This window comes from Paenibacillus glycanilyticus (assembly GCF_023715145.1).
In the GTDB taxonomy this organism is placed as follows: Bacteria; Bacillota; Bacilli; order Paenibacillales; family Paenibacillaceae; genus Pristimantibacillus; species Pristimantibacillus glycanilyticus_A.
On the sequence record NZ_JAMBNP010000034.1, the window covers coordinates 1 to 593 of the forward strand.

At 46.0% G+C, this 593-nt stretch carries 1 pseudogene; it reads right to left on the minus strand.

Going from position 1 to position 593, the window contains the following annotated elements:
• Positions 1 to 593 (minus strand): annotated as a pseudogene (locus M3194_RS30810) (transposase); the annotation flags it as partial.

Here is a 593-nt window from a genome sequence, read left to right on the forward strand (position 1 = left end):
CTTTGGTGTTTTCTTTATGATAAGTATTGTATTTTACAAGTGCTCGTTGTTCTTCAGACTCTAGGTAAGCATAATTTTCTTCGCTCCCATAACCTGCATCTGTGATGATGGTTCCCGGTAATTCACCAATGAAGCTTTCACTTTATCCAGGTGTGGCTTGAGACAACGGGTATCCGTTGGACGTTGATGAATACTGTAACTGAGAATAAATTGATCTTCCGTTCCAATCTGCACGTTATATCCCGGCTTTAGCTGACCATTGCGCATGTGGTCTTCCTTCATGCGCATGAACGTCGCATCCGTGTCGGTTTTGCTGAAGCTGTTTCGGCTGCCGAGCGTTTCCTGCTGCTCTTCATATTTGTGCAGGCGAGGAAGAAGATCTTTCCGAACAAGGCGCACAGCTTTCTTTAACGGTTTGTTCTTCGGCTTTTCTTGAAGCTTGTTTTCAAGCCGTTGAACAGCCTGTTCGAGCTTTTCGCTCGTGATGGCAGAAGCCTCTCCGAGCTCAGGAAGGTCCAAGTTATTCAGCGCCTGATCTTCCTGTTTCTCTGCCTCTTCAATGGCAGCGAACAAGGTCTTCACCTTTTCTTGTA